Here is a 17,256-nt window from a genome sequence, read left to right on the forward strand (position 1 = left end):
ACACATCACTTTCTTAGAGGAAAAATGAATCATGAATAATCAATCGCGTAGAGATTTTTTAGTCAAAACAGGATACGGCTTGGGCGGGCTTGCATTGAGCGGTCTGGTGCCGGGAGGCGGGTTTATATCGAGTGCGTTGGCTGCCGATTTGATCGACCCGCTTGGGCCCAAGCAGCCCCACTTCCCCGGTAAAGTCAAATCGGTGATCTGGCTGCATCAGCACGGCGCGCCCAGTACGCTCGACCTGTACGATTACAAGCCTGAACTGGTCAGGCTGGCAGGACAAGAGGTGCCCGCCTCTTTCCTGAAAGGCATCAAGACCAGTACGCAGGGCGGACTCGGCAAGCTCTATGCCTCGAACCGGACCTGGAAGCAACACGGGCAAAGCGGCGCCTGGTTTTCCGATTTGCTCCCGAATCTGGCGCAACATGCCGACGATATCGCTTTCATCAAGTCCAGCGTGACCGTAGGCGCTACCCATGACATTTCGATACTCAAGTTGAACTCCGGCGGCTTGAATCCCGGTCGGCCGTCTCTTGGCGCATGGATTCAATATGCCTTGGGCTCCGCTAACCCCGATTTGCCTGCCTATGTGGTTCTCTACAACGGCAAGAAAGAACCGAGCGGCGGCGCAGTCAACTGGAGTTCGGGCTTTTTGCCCGCCGTTTATCAGGGTACCGCTTTCCGCTCGGGTAAATCGCCGATCCTGCATCTGGAGCGCCCCGAGTTCACTGCGGCATCACAACAAAGCGACAACCTGAAGCTGTTGAAGCAACTCAACGAACTCAAAGGACAAGCCTATCCCGAAGACACCGAGCTTCAGGCGCGTATCCGGGCTTACGATCTGGCTGAACGCATGCAAACCTCCGCACCGGAAGCGGTCGACCTGAGCAAGGAGTCGGACGCGACCAAGGCGCTTTACGGCTTGAACGACGACGTTACCAAAGAGTACGGCACCAATCTGCTGCGCGCGCGGCGTCTGGTGGAACGCGGCGTGCGCTTCATCCAGGTCGTCACCGGGCCGGTGGATATCGATGGTGACGACAGGGACTGGGATGCGCATACCAAACTCGAAGAAAATCACGGCAAGCACGCCAGAATCGTCGATAAGCCGATTGCCGGGCTGTTGACCGACTTGAAAGCAAGCGGTCTGCTGGATTCGACGCTGGTGGTGTGGACATCGGAATTCGGCCGCACCTCATGGGGCGAAAGCGGCACCGGGCGCGACCATAATGCCTGGGGCTACACGCAATGGCTGGCTGGCGGCGGGGTTAAGGCGGGAACGACCTACGGTTCGACCGACGAAATCGGCTTGCAGGTGGCGGATAAAAGCCAGGCAGTCGATACCTACGACTTGCATGCGACCGTCCTGAACCAGATGGGCTTGGATCACTTGAAATTGATCTATAAATATCAGGGCCGTTCGGAACGACCTACGGTTGTTTACGGCAAGGTCATTAAGGAGCTGATTGCGTAGACAAGAAGTCCAGAATGCCGGTTCTGTTATTTACCACGAAGGCACGAAGAGCACGAAGGTTAAGTTTTTTCTTCGTGTCTCGGCAATTGCTCCTGCATTGCTCTACCTCCTGCATAACCCACAGGGATGTGGGGAATGCAGATTTTGCAGGAGCAAAAATCTGTCCATGCAGTCGTTCGTGGTGAGTAAAAATACGTAACTCTGGGATATTTTTTAAGGATCACATTGATATGAGTAAAACGATTAATCTTTTCGGAATTGTTTTGATATTGGCAACCGGCATCGTGTATGCCGAAGCCGCATTCGATTTCGAGGAGTTGATGGAAAAAATAGATACTAACTCTCGCAACCTTCAGAGCAATATTTCCAGCAAAGATGCCACTTCAAGCATTGCCCTTGCGAAACAGATGCAGAGCGACTTCAAGCTGGTCGAAGGCTTTTTTGAAAAGAGAGGCAATTCCGCCGATGCGGTAACCGATGCCAAAAAATACGAAGACTTGGCTGCCGAAGTTGTGAAGTTTGTCGAAGCGAATGATTTTGATACCGCGTCAAACAAGGCATTAGAGTTGACCAAAAATTGCGACAACGCTTGTCACGATACCTATAAACCCCTTTAAAAGAGGTAATTACTCGGTTCGCTATCAAATACGATGGAACGCAGATGAATATGATAAGCACAGATAATTTAAGAAAAATCTTATTTAATCATAATTATCAGCGTCATCAGCGTTCTGATTTTGACTGCTGAGTGTTACTAAGAGAGTACATATATGAAACGTTTTTTACTAGGTTGCCTGCTGTCGAGTGCAATCACGCTTCCCGTTGCCGCCGCATTACCGGAAGGCCATCCGGCTCCCGATTTTCAGACGCAAGCCTCGTTGGCCGGAAAATCTTTTACGTATTCGCTGCAAGACGCGCTGAAAAAAGGCCCGGTCGTGGTCTATTTTTACCCGTCGGCCTACACCGGCGGCTGCAATATTCAGGCGCACACCTTTGCGGTGAATCATGACAAATTCACCGCCGCCGGAGCCTCCATTATCGGCGTGTCGCTCGACAGCATCGACAGGCTCAACGATTTCTCCGCCGATCCTGAGTTTTGCGGCGGTAAAGTTGCGGTCGCTTCCGATGTCGAAGGCAATATCGCCAAGTCCTACGATTTGACCGTCAGGGAAGCGGCGGCGGGGAAAAAAGATTCGCGCGGCGTTGAAATCACTCACGGCTTTGCCGAGCGCACCACCTTCATCGTTACGCCTGACGGCAAAATCGCCGCTACGTTGACGGGGCTTAAACCGGCGGAAAATGTTGAAAAATCGCTTGAAATCGTGCAAAAGCTTGCGGCTGCCAAACAGTCAGTTAAGTAGGCGTGGGATTATCGCGCTTGGTGTCGCGATGCAGCATAGCGTCGGTTTTTTCCTGCCGGAAGCGCTCGAATAGACGTTGGCAGAGAAACTCCTTTCTTGCCGTCAGCACATTCGCCCTGCTCGCTTCGGTCAAAACTATGGCGGCCGAGGAGGGGGCGGAAATCGTCGGACAACGCATCGGCAGCGGCAACCCGGTCATCGGCAAGGAAAAAGCCGAGGCCGGGCGTTGCCGGGAATGCCACGGCGCGGACGGCAATAGTAGCGATGCCAAGATTCCCAATCATGCGGGCCAGTACGCCGCTTATCTGGTCAAGCAGTTGAGCGATTTCCAGTCCGGTGCGCGTCGGCACGAGATCATGACCATCATGGCGGAAGATTTAAGCGCCGCCGACATGGCGGATATTGGCGCTTATTTCGCCAGCCGGGAAATCATGCAAGGCGACGGTGCCGGTGCTAATGCGTTGGGCAGGAATTTGTTCGACAACGGCGACCAGGGTCGGGACATTCCGGCTTGCGCCAGTTGCCACGGCACACGCGGCAAGGGCGGCATTGCCGGTAACGTGATTTACCCGGTGATTGGCGGCCAGCGCAAGATTTACCTGCGCTCTCAATTGGTCGGTTGGAAGCTGGGCGACCGCAAAAACAGTCCGGGCGGCGTAATGAACAAGATTGCCGAATCGCTGAGCGATGACGAGATCGAAGCGCTGGCCGATTATATTTCCGGGCTGTAGCAAAGTGATGGTGCTTATTTCGTAACTATTTAGCAGATGTTTCTCGTTCTAACGCGTTGCGCCATGAGTTATGACTAACATCTTGCGTATATGGGACGTAGCGTGTGGAAATTTTTTACCACGAAGACACGAAGACACGAAGACACGAAGGACACGAAGGACACGAAGAAATAAAGCTTCGTGTTCTTCGTGTCTTCGTGGTGATAATTTTTTAATGTGGCTGGACGGGGTTTGCAACCCCGTCCGAAACGTTTGACGGATGAAAATATGGCAGTAGTTATCTAAAACGGTAGGGACGGGGGTGCAACCCCCGTCCCGCTCGGGAACCAGCGTAAAGGCTTTTTAAGGGCGTTGCCGGTAGCCGGAGTGCAGGCTTCGCCTGCAAGCGCAAGCACCAACAGTAGGCGCTTTAGGCGAAGCTTGCACTCCCGTTTTGATAATTTTTTAACCGATTAATAAGAAGTTACATATTTAGTTATTTCCTCCCTATTTATTCTTTCAGAGGGCAACAATGAAGTCGTTGAATTGGCTGTTATATCAAGTTCATCGCTGGGTAGGCGTAGTGCTGGGCTTATTCATGTTTTTTTGGTTTTTTACCGGTTTGGTGATCATGTATTCCACTCCGACGACGCAAAACCGCAGTCAGCAACTGGCGCACGCGGAAACCTTGGCTCCCGAAGTCGGCTGGCTGAGCCTGGGCGAGGCTTGGGACCGTAGCGTCGAACAACGCAAGGCGGCAGAACCTAAGCCCAAAGCGGCGGCCCGTGCCGAAACTCAAAGTAGCAAAGGAAAAGACGGCGATGCTGCCGTCAGTATCGCCGATGCCCGATTGGTGCGTAGCGCCGGTGAACCCGTGTGGCTGGTAGAGGATAGTCGGGGACAGCGTTTCGCCTTGTCTGCGCTTGACGGTTCAGTGCGTAAAACCACGCCGGATCAAGCGTTGAAAATTGCGGAAAACTGGTTCAATGCCGACAGCAGCGGCGGCGTTATCAAGGCCGGTTTCCTGGAGACCGTCGAGAAGCCGATCATCCTTCGTAACCAGGATGCCTTGAGTCCCTTCCACCGCATAGCCGTCGGCGACGGCGGGGAAATGTTGATCTCCTCGCGTACCGGCGAAGTATTGCACGTCTCCAGCCGTTTGGATCGGGCTTTCTACTGGGCAGGCAATTGGCTGCATTTGTTAAAGCCGCTGGAGTCGATAGGCTTAGGTAAAATTCGCAACGATGCGCAACTGTGGTTGGGTTTATCCGCGACCCTGGCGACATTGACCGGCCTGATTATCGGCTGGTTGCGCTGGCGGCCCGGTTTCGGCGGCAAGCCCACTTATTCCCAAGGCCGTACCCAGCCTTACCGGGAATTCTGGTTTAAATGGCATTTCTGGAGCGGGCTGATCGGCGGTATCGTGGTGCTGTCTTGGGCGCTCAGCGGTTTTCTTGATACCAATCCCGGAAAAATATTTTCGACGGCCAATCCCAATCGGCAAGAAATGAACCGCTATTTGGGGAGCCAATTGCCTGAGGCAATGCGTTTGTGGCAGCCGGTTTTACCCGTTTTACTGGCTTTGGCTGTCGACGATGCGGACATTGTCGAACTGGGTTGGCGGCAACTGGGCGGTGACGCCGTGCTGCTGGCTCATACCCGCGACGGACAGCGTCTGCCGCAAACACTGCCCGGTGCCTTGCCGCAGTTTAACCCGGCATCGCTCGTGGCGGCCGTGCAGCGCGTGGCCGGTAATGCCGAAGTGGAAACCCAGACAGTCTTGAATGAATACGACAGCTACTACTACCCCAGGCACCATCAAAGCGTGGTGGAGAAACCGTTGCCGGTACTGTTGGTGCAACTGGCCGACGAGGCCGGAACCCGTTTTTACCTGGACCCGCAAGACGGCCGTCTGTTGAGTCGGGTGGATAGAAGCGGACGTGTCTTACGCTGGCTATATTCCGGCCTGCATCACTGGGATTTCGGCTGGATTTATCATCGGCCAATCTGGGATGTCTGGATGCTGATCTGGGTATCGTTCGGATTGGTGCTGGGGGGCAGTTCGCTGGTGGTTGGCTGGCGACTGCTGAAGAAAACCTTTGCGCCTAAAAAGCGCGCGATTCGGCGCACACCGAGGGGCGTTGGAAAACTGGAGCCTGAAATCCCTCCGCATTAACTGTCGGCATATCAGCGAGAGGAAGCGGATAACGGAAGCCAGTGAATCTATCTAGCGGTTCACTGACTTTTTTGGTTTCATCTCAGCGATTTATATATCTGTTTTAAAGATATATAAATCGAATAATAACGTTTTATTCCATATAACAATCAACCTAAGATAGCTACCAACGCTGGCGGAGTGACATGATCAGTTCTGTTAACCCGATTTAATGGCAGTGATTTTATTTAAATCCGGATGACGATCCTGAAAAGGGTTGAGTTACCCACTTTTTGCAAAGCAAACGAGTACATTATTATGGATACACTTTCAGACAGCATTCTCGCCGCCAGCCAAGCAGAGCAAGCTTCTACATTGCTGGCTTTTGATGAATTGCAGTCACGTTCGCTGTCGCTCTCGATCCGGGCGACGGCGTTGGTTTTTGAAGATCCGGTTTCCCGTCGATTGCTGGAACAGATCGAACGTATTGCGCCCAGCGACGCAACCGTTCTGATTATCGGCGAAACCGGAACCGGTAAGGAGCTGGTGGCCCGTCATGTTCATGCGCTCAGCAAGCGCAGCAAAAATGTTTTTGGGGCCTTAAACTGCGCGGCGTTGAGTGAAAACCTGATCGAAAGCGAATTGTTCGGCCATGAAAAAGGGGCGTTCACAGGGGCTTTGACGAGCAAGGAAGGCTGGTTCGAAACCGCCAACAAGGGCAGTTTGTTCCTCGATGAAGTGGGGGACTTGCCGTTTGCGATGCAGGCCAAATTGCTGCGTGTGCTACAGGAGCGCGAAGTTGTCAAAGTGGGTTCCAGGCAGCCGGTGCCGGTAGATGTCAGAATCATTGCGGCAACCAATGTCAATCTGGAAGAGGCCGTTGCGGCTTCGCACTTTCGGGCCGATTTATATTACCGATTCAACGTAGCGACTATTCAGTTAAGCCCCTTGCGCGACCGACCTGGCGACATCCTGCCTTTGGCAAGACATTTTCTGAAAATTTACGGCGCGCGTTTGGGTTATGGCGAAATCAAGCTGTCGCTGGCAACCGAATTGACTTTATTGAATTACGATTGGCCGGGCAATATTCGCGAACTGGAAAACGCTATTCACCGTGCGCTGCTGGTCTGTCCCGGTAATCGTTTACGCCCTGAAGATTTCAAGCTATCCGGCGTCAGAACTTTGGAGCAGGGATCATCCGTTTCAACCACGTCTTTGGAAAGCGCGTTGCAGCGTCTTTGCGAGCAAGCGCCGCCCAAGTTGTTTGAGATATTGGAAGAAACGGTTATTCGGACCGCCTTTGAATTCTGCGAGGAAAACCAGGTTCAAACCGCGCGTTTGCTGGACATTAGCCGTAATGTGCTCAGGCATAAGCTGGGTCTCTATGGCATGTTGCCGAATACGCAGAAAAAATCGCCGGACGCCTATAGAGAGACGGGAGTTGTAAGAGGCGGAGATGCTGGAAAAGCAGACCCGAATAATCTTTACCGATTGACTTAGCTGGGTGTTAAAGGGGGACTTTCGCACCCTCCCCGATTTGTCCACGAAAAGCACGAAAGACACGAAATAAAACAGTATGTTGTATTGCACAGCCGGTCACTGCGGGTAACCTTCTATAACTTGCTATGTCTTGGAATATTTTCGTGCTTTTTGTGATTTTCGTGGACCGAATGATTTTAGGACTCCATCAATAATAACTTTCGCTTAGGGTTCCCACGCAGAGCATCATTGCCATTAAGTTAAGCTTTACGCTGGTTCCCAAGCTCCAGCTTGGTAACCCAGTTGACGAAGCTCCAGCTTCGTGAGGCGGGAAGCTGGAGCTTCCCACACTGAATTCCCAAGCTGGAGCTTGGGAACTAGCGCTCACTAAAATCCTTAACTTAATGGCAGTGACGCAGAGCATGGGAACGATGAATTTATGTTTCGAGAAGTTATTACCGACCATATCCTTATAGAATTAATGAAACTGCCGATGTGCGGTTGGTTTCATTGCAGGGTGTTGTTGGCCGATCAGGGACCGGATGACGCATTACAGGCACTGCAATGTCGTTTTGCTTGTCCGGCCTGAAATGAAAGCCGCAACGTAACAAGTAGAGACCTTGTTTTGCAAGGTCTTCAACCAATAAGGCGTTGCCATGCAGCGTCACTACCGGAGTTAAAAATGGGTTTCAGCGTTACTCACTTATTAGTTGTATTAGCCATCGTCATTGTTGTTTTCGGCACCAAGCGTTTACGCAATATCGGCACCGATCTGGGCGGAGCCATCAAAGGCTTTCGCGCGGCCGTGGCAGAAGGCGGGGAAGACAAGCCTGTCGCCGATAAGGGTGAAGCCATCGAAGGCGAAGTTATTTTCAAAAACGATAAAGTTTAACCTCCATGTTTGATGTAGGGTTCTCGGAACTTTGTCTGATCGGCTTGGTCAGCTTATTGGTCATAGGCCCTGAAAGATTGCCCAAGGTGGCCAGGCTTACAGGATTCTGGTTGGGTAAAACGCGCAGGATGGCGGCTTCCGTCAAGGAAGAAATCAAGCTGGAACTGCAAACCGAGGAATTGCGCCAGATATTCAAAGAGCAGTCCGGGCTGGACGATGCCCAGCATTTGCTTGATGAAACATCCGACGCGCTTAAAGCCACGATTGACCCGTTGCCGACCGATATAACCGGACAATATGAGCTCAAATAATTTTAACGAGGCTGGAGAGCAGCCCTTTATCAGCCATCTGATTGAATTGCGCAACCGCCTGTTGCGAGCGGTTTTATGCGTATTAGCGGTATTTTTGGGGCTGGCTTCATACGCCAATGAAATCTACAGCTTCCTGGCCGGTCCGCTGCTACAGCACATGCCGAAAAACAGCACCATGATCGCTATTGATGTGGCCTCCCCATTTTTCACGCCGTTTAAATTGGCGCTGGTGTTCTCGGCTTTTATTTCCGTTCCCGTTATTCTTTATCAGTTCTGGGCCTTTGTCGCGCCGGGTTTGTATAAGCGGGAGCGACGCATGATTTTTCCGCTGCTGATCGCCAGCACCCTGCTGTTTTATATGGGCGTGGCCTTTGCCTACTTTGTGGTTTTCCCTCTGGTTTTCGGCTTCTTGACCGCCGCCGCGCCCGATGGCGTAGCGGTAATGACCGATATTGCCAAGTATCTCGATTTTGTTTTAGCCTTGTTTTTTGCGTTTGGCGTTTGCTTTGAAGTGCCGGTATTCACTATTCTTTTGGTCTGGACAGGACTGGTAACGCCCGAAGGCCTCGCCGATAAACGCCCTTATGTTATCGTCGGCGCGTTTATCGTAGGGGCTGTTTTAACGCCCCCCGACGCCGTCTCGCAAACATTATTAGCGATGCCGATGTGGATGTTGTTTGAGCTGGGCTTGCTATGTTCCCGGTTTTTTGTACTCGAGCCTGACAGTGAATTGGATAAGATAGATTTAATGCCTCCTGATTAGCAAGATGCTTCAGCCAGAGACAAAATATTCGATATACCAACACTGTAGAGACGCGATTTATCGCGTCTGCTCTCCAATCCGGAAAAGGCGCAACGATTAGAGACGCGATAAATCGAAAGACGCGATAAATCGCGTCTCTACGGTTGGTTGGCTGAAGCATCTTGCTAATCAGGTAATGCCTTAAGAGTGAGCGGGTCTATGAATCAAACGAAACAGCCAGATTCCAACGCACATCGCGAGCGTGAACAACAAGGCCTCTGTACGGCCATAGCCAATGGCGGCAATGGCCGCTCCCGGACAAAATCCTGACAGTCCCCAGCCCAGCCCAAACAATGCGGATCCTGTCAGCAATCGGGCATCGATGCGTGTCGCATCAGGCAGATGGAAACTTTGTTCCAGTATTGGCGAAGGCCTGCGAATAATCAGTCTATAAGCTAGTCCCAGCGTTGTCAGGGCGCTTGCCATGACCAGCGCCAAGCTGGGATCCCAGTGTCCTGCAATATCAAGAAACGCGAGCACCTTCACCGGGTTGACCATCTGCGATATGACCAAACCCAAGCCGAACAAAATGCCACAAAATAAGCTCGATAAATTCTTGATCATCGCTTCAATCCTCAGCGCCGAGCCAGTGGCGCACGATATAAACAGTAATGCCTGCAACCGCCATGAACACGACGGTAGCCGCAGTCGAACGCGGTGAAAGGCGCGCCAGTCCGCATACGCCGTGGCCGCTGGTGCAGCCATTGCCAAGGCCGGTTCCGTAGCCGACCAAAAGGCCGGCAATTATCAAGATAGGCCATGGCGTATCGATGCCGATATTCGCCGCGTTACCGTCAGCCAACCTTAAAATGAGCGGGCCAAATAACAGACCGGCAAGAAAAAACAGGCGCCAACCGACATCGCCGCGCTGATGAGGCGGGAGCGCTCTACCGATAATGCCGGAAATACCGGCAATTCGGCCGTTTAAAAGCAGCAGCAATGCGGCGGATAATCCGATCAGTGCGCCGCCGGCCAGTGCTGAATAAGGTGTAAAGTTTTCCATTGAAGAGTCCTGTCGGTCAATAAAATAACGGTCTCGGCAGACTTTAAAATCGTCGCGAATAACCCAGCTGGAACGAGAGCTGATGCATTTCCAGGTCAATAGTCTGGCCTGGGCTCAAAGGATTCGGGCCGCTGACTTTCTTGGTCGGTGAATACATGAAAGCAAAGGTCACATCGTCTTTGTCGGTTATGGTCCGCGTGAATCCTGTCGTCAAATGCCATTCCTGCACGCCGGGCGCCAGGATATTAAACAGCACTTCCGAGCTACGGATAGGTTGCTCGCCGTAGCTGACACCGCCGCGCCATGTCCAGTCCGCGTTTTGCTTCCATTGCGTGCCGAATTTATAGACCGTCATGTCCTTCCAGCCGAAGCCTGCGCCATTGGTTTTGCCAAGTTGGGCTGTTTGCAGATGGGGTAAAAAGGAATTCCCCACCGAATTGACGCTGCTGTAACGAATATGCTCCACATCGAAAGCGGCGGTGACGCTGTCATTGATGTCCCACGCCAGTCCTCCATTAATGCTTTCCGGAACGTCGAAGTCGCCCTGTTCGGCAAAGAGTCCCTCGTAATGACTGAATGGAGACATGAACACGCGGCTTTTATAGGAAACGCCCAGATGAAGGCCGGGAAGCAGTTCCGCTATGCCGCCGATACGAACGCCGGCGCCGTATGAGTAATTCCGGATGTTGTTGGAAAGATTTTGCGAGTCGCTGGAATATCCCGCGAATGAACTTAGCCCCTGCGCTTTAAAGGATTGAACCGCGAAAATCGGCGCTATACCCACAGAAAACCGATTATTGGCAAAACTCCGGGCGTAACTTGGGCTAATGAACAGTTGCACCAGATCAATGCCGGTACTGCCGCCGCAGAACGTTCCAGTTCCTCCGGGCGCGCAGGTTTGACTGGTAAAACCGGGATAATCGGTGTTCATGCCGCCGTTGCCGAAAACCGTTAGTCCGATAGACTGGTTGCGGTCCAGCTTATGATTCCAGCCTAGCGTAGGGATGGGGAAGAGGTCGCTATCGCTCTTAACCGTTCCGGGGTTTAGCGGAAAAGTGCCCGGTGCCATTGAAGGCGCGCCTTGTACCGTGTATTCACGGTTAGGATTGAATAATTCCATTTCCACATCGAGCCGGTTGCCGACAAAAACCATACCGGCCGGATTCACTGCCGCGGCCATCGCGTCTTGGGGCAGGGCGGCGCCCACGCCGGCCATGGCCTTGCTGCGGGCGCCATAGCCGTGAGCAAAATAGCCGTTGGTTGCCTCCGATACGGCAGGAAATACAAGCATAATTGCGGCAATGCCGGCTGATAATCCCTGTTGTCGAATTGCTTTGCTAAGCGGCTGATTAAAATTTGTTAACGACATAAGCTTGTTTCTCCAAAGTGTTTATATTTCAAATCCTGGAAATAGCTTAAGGTGATTTTTTTGCTTAATAAAACGATATTATTCGATGCTTATATCTAATAAAAAGATAACTAATGTGTCGTTAGGGTGTTCGCGAGAATACAACTATGAGCCTTGACAGAACGTAACGACTTAAAGTACTTTATAAAAAACACAAGCTGACCGGACAACCGGAAGCCAGTGAATCCTAGGGGATCACTGGCTTTTTTTTGGCTAAAATTTGGCTGACTGTTACTCGAACATTGCTCACCAGGCAGCTTAGCGGCTGAAATCACAGGAGATTCTTATGTCACATTGGTACGAAGACAATTCCCACTCCATCGGCCAGACTCCGTTGGTGCGGCTTAATAGGATCATCGACGGTGCGCCGGTTACCGTGCTGGCAAAAATAGAGGGACGCAATCCCGCCTATTCGGTCAAATGCCGGATCGGTGCGGCGATGATCTGGGATGCCGAGCGTCGCGGCTTGCTGGGTCCCGGCAAGGAACTCGTCGAACCGACCAGCGGTAATACCGGCATTGCGCTGGCGTTCGTCGCAGCGGCGCGGAACATCCCGTTGACCTTGACGATGCCGGAAACCATGAGCCTGGAACGTCGCAAGTTACTGATCGCCTATGGCGCCAAGCTGGTGCTGACCGAAGGCGCCAAAGGCATGAGCGGCGCGATAGCCAAAGCCGAGGAAATCGCCGCGTCGGACCCCGAGCGTTACGTATTGCTACAGCAGTTTAAAAATCCGGCGAACCCCGCTATTCACGAGCAAACCACCGGGCCCGAGATCTGGAACGATACCGATGGCGCTATCGATATTCTGGTTTCCGGCGTCGGCACCGGCGGGACCATTACCGGCGTTTCCCGCTATATCAAGCAGACCCAGGGCAAGGCTATCATTTCGATTGCGGTCGAGCCTGAGGCGAGTCCGGTGCTCAGCCAGTACCGTTCCGGGGAGCCGCTAAAACCGGGGCCTCATAAAATTCAGGGCATCGGTGCGGGGTTTGTGCCAGACGTGCTCGACCTGTCGCTAATCGATGAAATAGAGCAGGTCAGCAATGAAGAAGCCATCGCTTTCGCGCGCCGACTCGCCAGGGAAGAAGGCATACTTTCCGGTATTTCCTGCGGCGCTGCGGTGGCTGTCGCGGTGCGTGTCGCCAAGCGCCCCGAGAACGCCGGTAAAACCATTGTGGTCGTGCTGCCGGATTCCGGCGAACGCTATCTGAGCTCGCCTTTGTTTGAAGGTGTTTTCGATGCAGACGGTTTTGCAGCATGAACGGTCCCGGCTATCAAAATATCAAACAGGATTGGGGTATTGATGAGCTGGTAACAAAATTGCGCCATTTACGCGTGCAATCGCTGGAAACCCGGCATCGACGCGACAGGCCGCCCAAGCTGCCGTCGCGCAAGGAACTGCAAAAAATTCTCGACGGCCTGGGTGCGGTGTTGTTTCCCAACCGGTTGGGGCTGCCCGATTTGAACGACGAGGGTATCGATTACTTTGTCGGCCATACGCTCGACACGCTGTTACGCGAGCTTTACAAGCAAATCCGCCGCGAACTGCAATTTACTTCAGGACATACGGCTGTCGATGATGCGTACCCACAGGCTGTCGCTATCACCCGCGAGTTTGCCGCGCGTTTGCCGGAGGTAAGGACGCTGCTCGATAGCGATATTCAGGCAGCCTATGAAGGCGATCCGGCGGCAAGAAGTTCCGACGAAGTGCTGGTTTGTTATCCGGGCATTACTGCGATCACTCACCATCGGCTTGCGCATATTCTTTATCAGCTGGGCGCTCCGCTGGTGGCCCGCATTATCTCGGAGCTTGCCCATTCAGCCACCGGTATCGATATTCATCCCGGCGCGAAAATCGGCGAGAGTTTTTTTATCGACCACGGCACCGGCGTGGTCATCGGCGAGACAGCCGTAATCGGGCGGCATGTGCGCGTGTATCAGGCCGTCACCTTGGGTGCCAAGCGTTTTCAGAAGGACGATGACGGCATTCTGGTCAAAGGCAATGCCCGGCATCCTATCGTTGAGGACGATGTCGTCATTTATGCGGGCGCGACGATTTTAGGCCGTATCACCATCGGCCGCGGCTCGACGATTGGCGGCAACGTCTGGCTGACGTATAGCGTACCGCCCGGCAGCAATATTACTCAGGCACATGTTCGCAGTGAATTGTTTCATGATGGGGGAGGGATATAGGCGAAAGGCAAAGAATCCCGTCGCTGCTGTTTGGGGAGTATCCGCTAGTTCCGGGAGCCGGACGGGGTATTTACCCCGTTCGAAACGTTTGACGGACGCAGAGATTGTAATAGTTATCGAAACGTTAGGGACGGGGTTGCAAACCCCGTCCCGCTTAGCGCGAAGAAACCGGGGCCGGACGGGGAGTAACCGCTCGTTCCCAAGCTCCAGCTTGGGAATGCCGTCTTGGAAGCTCCAGCTTCCCGACACATAGAAAGCTGGAGCTTTCTGAACTGGGTTCCCAAGCTGGAGCTTGGGAACCAGCGTAAACGCGACGCCGGAGCGTCACTACTGCATTCCCACGCCCGGAGCGTGGGAACAATACTACTAATTACACTAACCACAATAGGAAAAAGTCATGTCCGATATTCACGAAGGTCAAACCCATACCGCGCTAGGCGATGTTGCTGCGCGCACTCTGGCAAACGCCACCAAAACCGTCCCTATGCTATCAACCATCACGCCACGATGGTTGGTTCATCTGCTGCAATGGAAACCGCTTGAAGCCGGTATTTACCGCGTCAATAAAGTTAAAAACGAAACCGGCCTGCTGGTCGATTGTTCCAGTCTCGATGAAAAAGAATTGCCACAAACTTTTGTCGATTATGAAGAATGGGGCCGCGAATACCGCTTGAATGCGGTGAACACAGTGCTTGACGTACATACCCGTATTTCCGACTTATATAGCAGCCCGCACAACCAAATCCATGAACAGCTGCGTTTGACTATCGAAACTATTAAAGAACGCCAGGAAAGCGAACTGATCAACAATGCCGAATACGGCTTGCTGAACAATGTAGCGCCGGGCTTTAAAGTGCAGCCGCGTACCGGCGCGCCGACACCTGACGATATGGATGAACTGATTTCCAAAATCTGGAAAGAACCTGGGTTTTTCCTGGCTCATCCATTAGCCATCGCCGCATTCGGTCGCGAATGTACCCGCCGCGGCGTACCGCCTGCTACCGTTAGCATGTTCGGATCGCAGTTTTTGACTTGGCGCGGTATTCCTATTATTCCATGCGACAAGCTGAAAGTGGTCAACGGCAAAAGCAACATCTTGCTGTTACGCACCGGTGAAAGCCGTCAAGGCGTGGTCGGTCTTTATCAACCTAACCTGACCGGCGAATTGAGCATGGGACTTTCAGTCCGGTTTATGGGCATCAATCACAAAGCGATTGCCTCTTACTTGATCTCACTGTATTGCTCGCTGGCGGTATTGACTGACGATGCGCTCGGCGTGCTCGAGAATGTCGAAGTGGGCAAGTACCATGAATACAAGTAACAGCGATTTCACACAAAACGCATCATTGCCCGACATAGCGCAATTGACCAAACTGGCCAATGAGCTGTTTACGGCGTTGCCTTGCGATGGATCGCGTATCGGCATCGCTGCTTCGGCAGTGTCGAGCGGCTTGACGTCATCTTTGCCGGGTGCCGATAAATCGGCAATCCCGCAAGGTTTCGACTTGCCGGGGGAAGCGGAGCTGCAAAAGTTGTTTGCTCCGCATCAACCGTCTTTCGATAGCGTTCCCGACAGTATTGATACGGGTTCGGTGTTCGGTAATCCGTCTTCGGCGACGACATCGCCGTTGGCGGGTTTGGACAAATCCGTGCTGGCGGGTATCTTGCCGCAAGACTTCGGGCTGCCCGATGAGGCGCAATTGCAACAGTTGTTGGTTTCGCGCGTGCCTTCAGGCAGCAACATTCCCGGAAGCGTTGAGGGTGTTTCAGTACCTGCCGTGCCGTCTCCGGCGGCTGGTGCCGACCCATTAGCCAAAGTAGGTACTTCGCCTCAGGCCAGTGAAGTGGAATTGCAAAAACTTTTCGCTGCCAGTACAGCGGCTACCGAAAGTGAGGCGGGCACGGCAACGTACGGTTTGGCTGCGTCCCTGACTGATTTTGATGCGTCATTGATAGCGGGGCTTTCGCCTCAAGCCTATGGCCTGCCGGGCGAAGCCGAATTGAAAGAACTTTTCGGTTCGTTTTCTGCGCCTTCAGCAGGTATTCCGGCAAACACCGAGTCGGGTTCATCATTTTATTTTCTCGATGAATTGAAAAACGGCGGATTTAATGCGCAAGCGCCAACCTTGGCTTCCGCGCATCCGGCTTTTGATGTGCAGGCGGTGCGCCGGGACTTTCCGATACTCAAGGAGCGGGTCAACGGCCAGCCGTTAGTCTGGTTCGATAACGCGGCGACCACCCAAAAACCGCAGGCGGTGATCGATAGGATCTCGTATTTTTATGAGCACGAGAATTCCAACATTCACCGTGCGGCGCATGAACTGGCGGCGCGGTCGACCGACGCTTACGAAAAAGCGCGGGATACCGTTGCCAAGTTTATGAATGCGTCGTCTTCTGCGGAGATTATTTTTGCGCGGGGCACGACCGAGGCGATCAACCTGGTTGCGCAAAGTTGGGGGCGGCAAAATATCGGTGCGGGCGATGAGATTGTCATCACCTGGCTGGAACATCACGCCAATATCGTGCCGTGGAAACAGCTGTGCGAAGTAACCGGAGCGACATTGCGCGTCGTGCCGGTTGATGAAGACGGTCAGGTATTGTTGGGCGAATATCAAAAACTGCTGAATTCGCATACCAAACTGGTGTCGTTCACGCAGGTTTCCAATGCACTGGGCACGGTGACGCCCGCTCGGGAAATGATCGAGATGGCGCATCGGGTCGGCGCGCGGGTGTTGCTGGACGGCGCTCAGTCGGTTTCGCATTTGCGCGTCGATGTACAAGCGCTGGATTGCGACTGGTTCGTGTTTTCCGGACATAAAATATTCGGTCCTACCGGTATCGGCGTGTTGTACGGCAAAGCGGAATTACTGGAAGCCATGCCGCCGTGGCAAGGCGGCGGTAATATGATCGACGACGTGACCTTTGAAAAAATCGTCTATCAACCCGCACCCGCCCGCTTTGAAGCCGGTACCGGCAATATCGCCGATGCGGTTGGCTTGGGCGCTGCGCTTGAGTATGTGCTGAAAATCGGCATCGATAATATCGCCCGTTACGAGCACGAGTTGCTGGTGTATGCGATGGATGCGCTGAGAAGCATATCCGGCTTGCGTTTGATCGGCACGGCTGCTGCAAAAACCAGCGTATTGTCGTTTGTGCTGGAAGGGCACAGCAACCAGGATATTGGCGTCGCATTAAACCGCGCCGGTATTGCGGTGCGCACCGGCCACCACTGCGCTCAACCCATCTTGCGCCGATTCGGCCTGGAAAGCACCGTGCGTCCGTCACTGGCGTTTTACAATACCCATGAGGAAGTCGATCTGTTGGTTAAAACAGTGAGACGGATTCAGAGCGGCAAAGATTTTTAGCGGTAAGGAAATCACCTGTCATTTTAGGGGCTTCAGGCAAGCCCCTGCATCTCAGCGTTAATCATTTTTCCCCACGAACGACTGCAAGGATGCAGGA

17 protein-coding genes are annotated in these 17,256 nt (G+C 53.1%); 14 read left to right on the forward strand and 3 right to left on the reverse strand.

The window, feature by feature from the left end; all coding sequences use genetic code 11:
* Positions 1–31 precede the first annotated feature (31 nt).
* The 10 genes from METTU_RS10910 (at position 32) to tatC (ending at position 9,148) form a co-directional block, all read left to right on the forward strand.
* The gene (locus METTU_RS10910; protein ID WP_006891598.1) at positions 32–1,477 is read left to right on the forward strand and encodes a DUF1501 domain-containing protein; all 1,446 of its coding nucleotides are present in this window, start codon (positions 32–34) and stop codon (positions 1,475–1,477) included.
* 230 nt (positions 1,478–1,707) lie between these two features.
* Entirely contained in the window at positions 1,708–2,094 is a 387-nt protein-coding gene (locus METTU_RS10915) for a hypothetical protein (protein WP_006891599.1), read from the forward strand.
* A gap of 153 nt (positions 2,095–2,247) precedes the next feature.
* Positions 2,248–2,838, forward strand: coding sequence for a peroxiredoxin (locus METTU_RS10920; protein WP_006891603.1), 591 nt, complete (start codon positions 2,248–2,250; stop codon positions 2,836–2,838).
* 137 nt (positions 2,839–2,975) lie between these two features.
* Entirely contained in the window at positions 2,976–3,569 is a 594-nt protein-coding gene (locus METTU_RS10925) for a c-type cytochrome (RefSeq protein WP_006891604.1), read from the forward strand.
* 511 nt (positions 3,570–4,080) lie between these two features.
* Positions 4,081–5,724 (forward strand): PepSY domain-containing protein, encoded by a 1,644-nt coding sequence (locus METTU_RS10930; protein WP_006891605.1) that lies wholly within the window; start codon positions 4,081–4,083, stop codon positions 5,722–5,724.
* 297 nt (positions 5,725–6,021) lie between these two features.
* The gene (locus tag METTU_RS10935; RefSeq protein WP_006891606.1) at positions 6,022–7,203 is read left to right on the forward strand and encodes a sigma-54 interaction domain-containing protein; all 1,182 of its coding nucleotides are present in this window, start codon (positions 6,022–6,024) and stop codon (positions 7,201–7,203) included.
* A gap of 418 nt (positions 7,204–7,621) precedes the next feature.
* Positions 7,622–7,771 carry a hypothetical protein gene (locus tag METTU_RS24445; RefSeq protein ID WP_254257893.1) on the forward strand — a complete coding sequence of 50 codons (150 nt, stop codon included), beginning with the start codon at positions 7,622–7,624 and terminating at the stop codon, positions 7,769–7,771.
* Positions 7,772–7,864: 93 nt separating this feature from the next.
* Positions 7,865–8,074: a twin-arginine translocase TatA/TatE family subunit gene (gene tatA, locus METTU_RS10940; protein ID WP_006891607.1), complete on the forward strand. Its 210-nt coding sequence runs from the start codon at positions 7,865–7,867 to the stop codon at positions 8,072–8,074.
* 5 nt (positions 8,075–8,079) lie between these two features.
* On the forward strand, positions 8,080–8,385 hold the full coding sequence (gene tatB / locus METTU_RS10945) for a Sec-independent protein translocase protein TatB (protein ID WP_006891608.1): 306 nt from the start codon (positions 8,080–8,082) through the stop codon (positions 8,383–8,385).
* Complete coding sequence (tatC, locus tag METTU_RS10950) at positions 8,372–9,148, forward strand: twin-arginine translocase subunit TatC (protein WP_006891609.1); 777 nt, start codon at positions 8,372–8,374, stop codon at positions 9,146–9,148. The genes tatB and tatC overlap by 14 nt, the downstream gene beginning before the upstream one ends.
* Positions 9,149–9,328: 180 nt before the next feature.
* Here tatC and METTU_RS10955 read toward each other — a convergent pair whose 3' ends face one another.
* Genes METTU_RS10955 through METTU_RS10965 form a run of 3 tightly spaced genes read right to left on the reverse strand, consistent with a single transcriptional unit; the run spans position 9,329 to position 11,559 of the window.
* Complete coding sequence (locus METTU_RS10955; RefSeq protein WP_006891614.1) at positions 9,329–9,751, reverse strand: DUF6691 family protein; 423 nt, start codon at positions 9,749–9,751, stop codon at positions 9,329–9,331.
* A 4-nt stretch (positions 9,752–9,755) separates the two neighbouring features.
* Positions 9,756–10,190: a YeeE/YedE family protein gene (locus METTU_RS10960; protein WP_006891616.1), complete on the reverse strand. Its 435-nt coding sequence runs from the start codon at positions 10,188–10,190 to the stop codon at positions 9,756–9,758.
* 43 nt (positions 10,191–10,233) lie between these two features.
* Positions 10,234–11,559: an OmpP1/FadL family transporter gene (locus METTU_RS10965; RefSeq protein ID WP_006891617.1), complete on the reverse strand. Its 1,326-nt coding sequence runs from the start codon at positions 11,557–11,559 to the stop codon at positions 10,234–10,236.
* Positions 11,560–11,884: 325 nt separating this feature from the next.
* Here METTU_RS10965 and cysK point away from each other — a divergent pair, with 325 nt between their 5' ends.
* The 4 genes from cysK to METTU_RS10985 all read left to right on the forward strand — a co-directional run bounded on the left by cysK (position 11,885) and on the right by METTU_RS10985 (position 17,159).
* Complete coding sequence (cysK, locus tag METTU_RS10970; RefSeq protein WP_006891618.1) at positions 11,885–12,862, forward strand: cysteine synthase A; 978 nt, start codon at positions 11,885–11,887, stop codon at positions 12,860–12,862.
* On the forward strand, positions 12,859–13,794 hold the full coding sequence (epsC, locus tag METTU_RS10975) for a serine O-acetyltransferase EpsC (RefSeq protein ID WP_006891619.1): 936 nt from the start codon (positions 12,859–12,861) through the stop codon (positions 13,792–13,794). The genes cysK and epsC overlap by 4 nt, the downstream gene beginning before the upstream one ends.
* 397 nt (positions 13,795–14,191) lie before the next feature.
* On the forward strand, positions 14,192–15,115 hold the full coding sequence (locus METTU_RS10980; RefSeq protein ID WP_006891620.1) for a family 2A encapsulin nanocompartment shell protein: 924 nt from the start codon (positions 14,192–14,194) through the stop codon (positions 15,113–15,115).
* Entirely contained in the window at positions 15,102–17,159 is a 2,058-nt protein-coding gene (locus METTU_RS10985) for a family 2A encapsulin nanocompartment cargo protein cysteine desulfurase (protein WP_006891623.1), read from the forward strand. Before METTU_RS10980 ends, METTU_RS10985 begins: the two co-directional genes overlap by 14 nt.
* The last annotated feature ends 97 nt before the right edge of the window (positions 17,160–17,256 follow it).

The organism is Methylobacter tundripaludum SV96, from assembly GCF_000190755.2.
Lineage (GTDB): Bacteria > Pseudomonadota > Gammaproteobacteria > Methylococcales > Methylomonadaceae > Methylobacter_A > Methylobacter_A tundripaludum.

What these genes read in the sequence shown, in the direction of transcription:
- METTU_RS10910 (WP_006891598.1), top strand. Translation starts at nt 32, where the DNA reads ATGAATAATCAATCGCGTAGAGATTTTTTAGTCAAAACAGGATACGGC.
- METTU_RS10915 (WP_006891599.1), top strand. Translation starts at nt 1,708, where the DNA reads ATGAGTAAAACGATTAATCTTTTCGGAATTGTTTTGATATTGGCAACC.
- METTU_RS10920 (WP_006891603.1), top strand. Translation starts at nt 2,248, where the DNA reads ATGAAACGTTTTTTACTAGGTTGCCTGCTGTCGAGTGCAATCACGCTT.
- METTU_RS10925 (WP_006891604.1), top strand. Translation starts at nt 2,976, where the DNA reads ATGGCGGCCGAGGAGGGGGCGGAAATCGTCGGACAACGCATCGGCAGC.
- METTU_RS10930 (WP_006891605.1), top strand. Translation starts at nt 4,081, where the DNA reads ATGAAGTCGTTGAATTGGCTGTTATATCAAGTTCATCGCTGGGTAGGC.
- METTU_RS10935 (WP_006891606.1), top strand. Translation starts at nt 6,022, where the DNA reads ATGGATACACTTTCAGACAGCATTCTCGCCGCCAGCCAAGCAGAGCAA.
- METTU_RS24445 (WP_254257893.1), top strand. Translation starts at nt 7,622, where the DNA reads ATGTTTCGAGAAGTTATTACCGACCATATCCTTATAGAATTAATGAAA.
- tatA (WP_006891607.1), top strand. Translation starts at nt 7,865, where the DNA reads ATGGGTTTCAGCGTTACTCACTTATTAGTTGTATTAGCCATCGTCATT.
- tatB (WP_006891608.1), top strand. Translation starts at nt 8,080, where the DNA reads ATGTTTGATGTAGGGTTCTCGGAACTTTGTCTGATCGGCTTGGTCAGC.
- tatC (WP_006891609.1), top strand. Translation starts at nt 8,372, where the DNA reads ATGAGCTCAAATAATTTTAACGAGGCTGGAGAGCAGCCCTTTATCAGC.
- METTU_RS10955 (WP_006891614.1), bottom strand. Translation starts at nt 9,751, where the DNA reads ATGATCAAGAATTTATCGAGCTTATTTTGTGGCATTTTGTTCGGCTTG.
- METTU_RS10960 (WP_006891616.1), bottom strand. Translation starts at nt 10,190, where the DNA reads ATGGAAAACTTTACACCTTATTCAGCACTGGCCGGCGGCGCACTGATC.
- METTU_RS10965 (WP_006891617.1), bottom strand. Translation starts at nt 11,559, where the DNA reads ATGTCGTTAACAAATTTTAATCAGCCGCTTAGCAAAGCAATTCGACAA.
- cysK (WP_006891618.1), top strand. Translation starts at nt 11,885, where the DNA reads ATGTCACATTGGTACGAAGACAATTCCCACTCCATCGGCCAGACTCCG.
- epsC (WP_006891619.1), top strand. Translation starts at nt 12,859, where the DNA reads ATGAACGGTCCCGGCTATCAAAATATCAAACAGGATTGGGGTATTGAT.
- METTU_RS10980 (WP_006891620.1), top strand. Translation starts at nt 14,192, where the DNA reads ATGTCCGATATTCACGAAGGTCAAACCCATACCGCGCTAGGCGATGTT.
- METTU_RS10985 (WP_006891623.1), top strand. Translation starts at nt 15,102, where the DNA reads ATGAATACAAGTAACAGCGATTTCACACAAAACGCATCATTGCCCGAC.